This is a genomic window from Stenotrophomonas sp. STEN029 (genome assembly GCF_056760015.1).
Genome location: NZ_JBRREC010000152.1, coordinates 1 through 5,178 on the forward strand (window position 1 = coordinate 1; position 5,178 = coordinate 5,178).

A 5,178-nucleotide genomic window follows, 5' to 3' on the forward strand; every position below is an offset into this window, starting at 1 on the left:
CCTCACAAGATACCTGCGCATACTTTCAAAGAACTTCGAATCAGGCCTCAGCGCCTTCTTCGTAGGCTGCGACGTTTCCGTCGTAGCGAGCCGCCCATTATAGCCGGCTTTCCTGCTTCGTCAACACCTTTTTGAGAGGCTGTTGACTCGGCGGCTTCAAGGTGGAGCCCGAAGGCTTTTCGTCGAAGCGAGCCGCCTATTATGGCAGGTTTTTTGTTTCCGTCAACACCCTGTTTCGAGGTTGGTGACGTCGTTTCTTGGTGTCGGTCACTGCTGTGATCGGCGCCGTGAAGCGAGGAGGTGGATTCTAGACATCTTTGTGAAAATCGCAATCACTTTTTGTTGCAGGGCAGCAAATCGGGGGTTGGGGCCAGAGTTGGCAAAGTTACGTGGACTTTGGGGAAGCTTTCGCTCTTATGTGGTGCTCTTCTTGTTCCTGATGGTCCGATCAGGTGCAAGGGCTGGCGCCTTGGTTGGGCTCGGCGCTGATGTTGGAGATTTGGTTCGCCCAGTTGGGCGCGGCCATGCCTCAGGGCGAAGAGCTGCCCTCACCCCAACCCCTCTCCCGTAAACGGGAGAGGGGCTTGCTACTCCGTCTACCTTTACTGGGGCCGTAGAGCGGCTTGCTGGGCCACAATGCGGGTTGATCCGTTGCACCTCTATATAGATGACCACTCCGGCTCCGCGTTCGTTCTTTCGTGATCTCTCGTTGCCTGCCGTGGTTGCCGGCTTCATTACGGTGCTGGTGGGCTTTGCCAGCTCGGCGGTGATCGTGTTCCAGGCCGCGCAGGCCGTAGGTGCCGGGCAGACCGAGATTGCGTCGTGGATGTGGGCGCTGGGCATCGGCATGGGCGTGACCTGTATTGGTCTGTCACTGCGCTACCGGATGCCGGTGGTGACGGCCTGGTCTACCCCGGGCGCGGCAATGCTGGTGGTCGGGGCAACCACGCTGCCGCTGTCCGATGCGATCGGTGCATTTGTGCTGGCCGCTTTGATGGGTGCGTTGGCCGGTTTCTCGGGGGTGTTCGAGAAGGCGATGCGAAGGATCCCTGTGTCGCTGGCCTCAGGCATGTTGGCCGGTGTGCTGCTGCGCTTTGGCCTGGATGTCTTTGTATCGGTGAACACCCAGCCGTTGCTGGTGCTGTTGATGTTCGCCACCTACCTGGTGGGGCGGCGCTGGTTGCCGCGCTACGCGGTGATTGCGACCTTGCTGGTGGGTGTGGCGGTCGCCAGCGGCAAGGGGCTGATGCATATGGAACAGGTGCAGCTGCAGATGGCGCTGCCGGTGTTCACAATGCCGACGCTGTCGTGGGCGGCGCTGTTCGGCATCGCCCTGCCCTTGTTCATCGTCACCATGGCCTCGCAGAACGTGCCGGGCGTGGCGGTGTTGAAGGCTTCGGGCTATGACGCGCCGATATCACCGGTGATCGGTTGGATCGGGGTGGTCAATACCGCCTTGGCACCGTTCGGCGGCTATGCCTTGAACCTGGCCGCGATCACTGCGGCGATCTGCATGGGCCGGGATGTGCATGAGGATCCGACGCGCCGTTACACCGCTGCGGTGAGTGCTGGCGTGTTCTACATCGTGATCGGCTTGTTCGGCGCGACCGTGGCGGCGGTGTTCGCGGCGTTCCCAAAGGAACTGATTGCGACGCTGGCCGGTATCGCCCTGCTCGGCACCATCGGCAACAGCCTGGCCGTGGCATTGAAGGAAGAGGCCGAGCGCGAGCCGGCGTTGGTGACCTTCCTGGTAACGGCATCGGGATTGTCGATGGCGGGTATTGGTTCTGCGTTCTGGGGCTTGGTCGCTGGTGTGATCACGCTACTGGTGCTGCGCCGGCCTGCGCCGCTGCGCTGACTTCTGTACATGCAGTCAGCGCGCTTCGGTTCGATATCGGCCGGTGCGCACTGACATTTTTCACATGATCGTGAATACGATTGTCACGTTGATCACGATCATCACAAAAATACCCGTGAACACGGCGGCGATGCTGGTTCCGCCACGCAGGCGCAGCTGCGCCCGCAGCGCATGGGCGCCCCCGGTGTTTGCAGAGGTCACCTGCTGGATCTGCTTCTGCGCATGCTTCAGGTAGAAGGCGTTGCCCAGGCCACCCGCGGCAACCGCAATACCAATGCTGACACCCCATGCCGCAAGATCCGGGATACCCAACAGGCGCAGCGCGGTTGAAAGCAGCAGGGACCCGCCCCCCCACATCACCGCGAGCAGGTACATCTTGCGGTAGAGCATCCACATCAAACCGAAGAAGAAGGCAGGCCAATGCCAGGTGTCCTTGGCATGGGGATGTTTTCCATCGAGGTGCCACTTCCGGCGGTACTTATCGAAGTTGCTGCCGACAAAATCGGCGTAGGGCTTCAAGGTATCGTCCATCAGCGCGAGCGGCGGCTCACCGACAACGGCAGCTGGAGCCGCGTACGGATTGCTGCCCTCGTGCTTGCCTTCCGCCGGCTCCGGCCAGGCCAGTTCCAGCGCGAAGTCCTGCACCGGCTGCCATTGCTCCATGCCTGCACGCCATACCAGCGCCGACGGCGCCAGCCCACCCTCGGCAAACAGCTGCTTCATCTGCGCGGTGGCGAGCGGCCCCTGCCGCTCGTGCTGTGCATCTGTGTAATACCACTGGGTATTCGGCATTGTTTCTTCCTTGATCGAACGACTACTGCCTTCATGGCAGCGGGATTGACGCTAGTTCGCGCGCGTACGCCTCACAAGCGGATTGCACTCAAAGCGGCTTGACCTCGAACACCTGCTTAAGCGTGTGGCGTCCACCCGGGGCCAACTCGATCACGTCAGGGCCGGCGTTGGCAGCCTCCACGCAGACGTAATTGCGCCACGCGGCACCGATGTCGTCCATCTTCGCGCCACCGGCTTCACCGGCATTCCAGACCACGGCGGTGCGGCTGCCGCTGGTGCTGATGTCGATTGCGCGCTTGAAACCCGGGTCGCGCAGCACGTAATGGCCGCCGGCCTGGGTGTAGAGGCGGTCGCTGCGGCCGGGGTCACGCGGGTCACGCAGGTTCCAGTCACCCTTCTGCACGTGGGCGTTGCCGCTGTCGAGCTTGTCCAGGTAGGTGAGTCCATCCAGCCCGGTAACATCCACCTTCAAGGCGTCGCTGACATTGAAGTAGTTGTGCAGGGCCTGGGTGAAGCTGGTCGCCTGACTGCCGGTGTTCTCGGTGATCAACTCCTGCTCCAGGGTGCGGCCGATGCGCAGCACCATCTGCAGGCGCAGCCCGAGGTTGTCCATCGGCGGCGGTGCAAGGGTCAAGACCACGCTGCCATCGGCTTCGCGACGGGCGTCGCGCAGCTCCCAGGCAACAGTGCGCACAAAACCATGCGCGGGCACATCGTTGCCCTGCCCTTGCCGCGAGAAATACGGCCAGCACACCGGCGCACCGCCACGGATGGGCGTGGGCGGCTGCTTGGCGCTGGGCGAGAGCCACATCACCTCCTGGCCGCCATTCGGCACGAAGGACAGCAACTGGCCGCCAAACACGCTGATGGCAGCAGTGGAGAACGGGGTTTCCACCTTCCAGGCGGTGAAGCCCTTGAAGTCGCCTGTGCTCAGGCCCTGCACATCCTTCATTGAAACGTTGCTCCGTACGATCGGTGACTGGACAAGTTGCTGGTAGTTGGGCGGCAGCTGGAACGCCGTCGGCTGCGCCGGCTTGGCGCTGCGCAGTGCCTGCAGGATGCGGGTGCCGGCACGGCCGTCTGCGTTCTTCCAGCCGAGGCGCTGCTGTTCGACCTGGATGGCGCGGCGGGTGGCGGTGCCGACCATGCCGTCGGCGCTGCCGATATCGTGCCCGCGCGCGAGCAGCAGGGTCTGCAGTTCGCGGCGCTCGTCGCGGCCGATACCGGGGTCATCGGTGGGCCAGGCGGCACTCAGACCGGTACCGCCGCGCAGGCGGTCAGCCAAGGTGGCAATCGCCAATGCGTAGCTCTCGGCGGCGTTATAGGAATAAATCGCGTCGTAGTTGCGGAACACCAGCAAGGCCGGCCCCTTGGCACCGGCCGGCAGCAGCAAGGCGGCATTGCTGTCGTCGCCGATGGCCGCTACCTGCAGCGCTTTGCCATCGGCGAGGGTGATGCCCAGCGCGCGCCAGTCCGCCAGCGGTTTGCGCTTGGTGCGGCCGGCAAGTGCGGCATTGAAGTTGGCGGGGATGCGGACTTCCACGCCCCACGGCTGGCCGCTGCGCCAACCGGATTGCTTCAGATAGTTGGCGGTGGAGGCCAGCGCATCGGGAATGCTGGCGACCAGATCGCGGCGGCCGTCGCCATCGCCGTCCACGGCGATGCGGGCGTACGTCGATGGCATGAACTGGGTGTGGCCGAAAGCACCGGCCCAGGAGCCGGTCAGGCCGCTGGGATTCAGGTCACCCTTGTCGATCAGCTTGAGCAGGGCCAGCAGCTCGCCCTTGAAGAAGGGCTGGCGTCGGCCGTTGCAGGACAAGGTGGCCAGCGACTGCAGCAACGGGCGCTTGCCGAACACACGGCCGTAGTCACTTTCCACGCCCCAGACCGCGACGATGGTGGCCGGGTCGACGCCGTACTGGGCACTGACCTGGTCCAGCAGCGCACGGTGCTGGCTCAGCAGCGCGCGGCCATCGGCGATACGACGGCTGTCCACCAGCGAGGCCAGGTAGTCCCAGATCGGGGTGGTGAACTCGGGCTGCGCGTCGAGCAACGGCAGCACACTCAGGTCGGGGGTGATGCTGCTGAAGACCTGATCAAACTTTTCGCCGCTGATGCCCTGGGCAACGGCAGCGGCCTTGAGTGAGGCGCCACAGCTGCCGAAGTCGGTGATTGCGGCCTGGGCAGGGACGACCAGCGTGAGCGCTGCCATCGTGGTGCCTGCACGCAGCAGGTTGATCGGGTTCATCCATACGCTCCTTGCACTGGAGCTTGATGATAAGCGGTGTGGTTGCGTTTGGTTGTGGGAGCGGCGTGAGCCGCGAGGCTGAAGGTGTTTGGGGAGGCGAAAGCCAAAAGCCAAAAGCACCCCTCCCCAGCCCTCCCCTGCGCGTAGCGCAAGGGAGGGAGCGGAAGCGTAGTGGGGGGGGGGGGGGGGGCGGGGGGGGGGGCGGCCGGGGGCCCCCCCCCCCCCCGCGGGGCGGGGCGGGGGGGGGGGGGGCGGGGGCGCCCCCCCCCCCCCGCCGCGG

3 protein-coding genes are annotated in these 5,178 nt (G+C 64.4%); 1 reads left to right on the forward strand and 2 read right to left on the reverse strand.

Annotation, left to right across the window (positions count from 1 at the left end):
- Nucleotides 1-667 precede the first annotated feature (667 nt).
- Nucleotides 668-1,858 (forward strand): benzoate/H(+) symporter BenE family transporter, encoded by a 1,191-nt coding sequence (locus ACVOLI_RS20070; protein ID WP_481615727.1) that lies wholly within the window; start codon nt 668-670, stop codon nt 1,856-1,858.
- Nucleotides 1,859-1,918: 60 nt separating this feature from the next.
- Here ACVOLI_RS20070 and ACVOLI_RS20075 read toward each other — a convergent pair whose 3' ends face one another.
- Both ACVOLI_RS20075 and ACVOLI_RS20080 read right to left on the reverse strand, forming a co-directional pair.
- Nucleotides 1,919-2,650, reverse strand: a complete 732-nt coding sequence (locus tag ACVOLI_RS20075) for a GYF domain-containing protein (protein ID WP_481615728.1) — start codon at nt 2,648-2,650, stop codon at nt 1,919-1,921.
- Nucleotides 2,651-2,738: 88 nt separating this feature from the next.
- Entirely contained in the window at nt 2,739-4,862 is a 2,124-nt protein-coding gene (locus ACVOLI_RS20080; RefSeq protein WP_481615729.1) for a lytic murein transglycosylase, read from the reverse strand.
- Nucleotides 4,863-5,178 lie beyond the last annotated feature (316 nt).

Excerpts from the sequence above, each read along its gene's own strand:
- ACVOLI_RS20075 (WP_481615728.1), bottom strand. The coding sequence starts at position 2,650 with ATGCCGAATACCCAGTGGTATTACACAGATGCACAGCACGAGCGGCAG.
- ACVOLI_RS20080 (WP_481615729.1), bottom strand. The coding sequence starts at position 4,862 with ATGGCAGCGCTCACGCTGGTCGTCCCTGCCCAGGCCGCAATCACCGAC.
- ACVOLI_RS20070 (WP_481615727.1), top strand. The coding sequence starts at position 668 with ATGACCACTCCGGCTCCGCGTTCGTTCTTTCGTGATCTCTCGTTGCCT.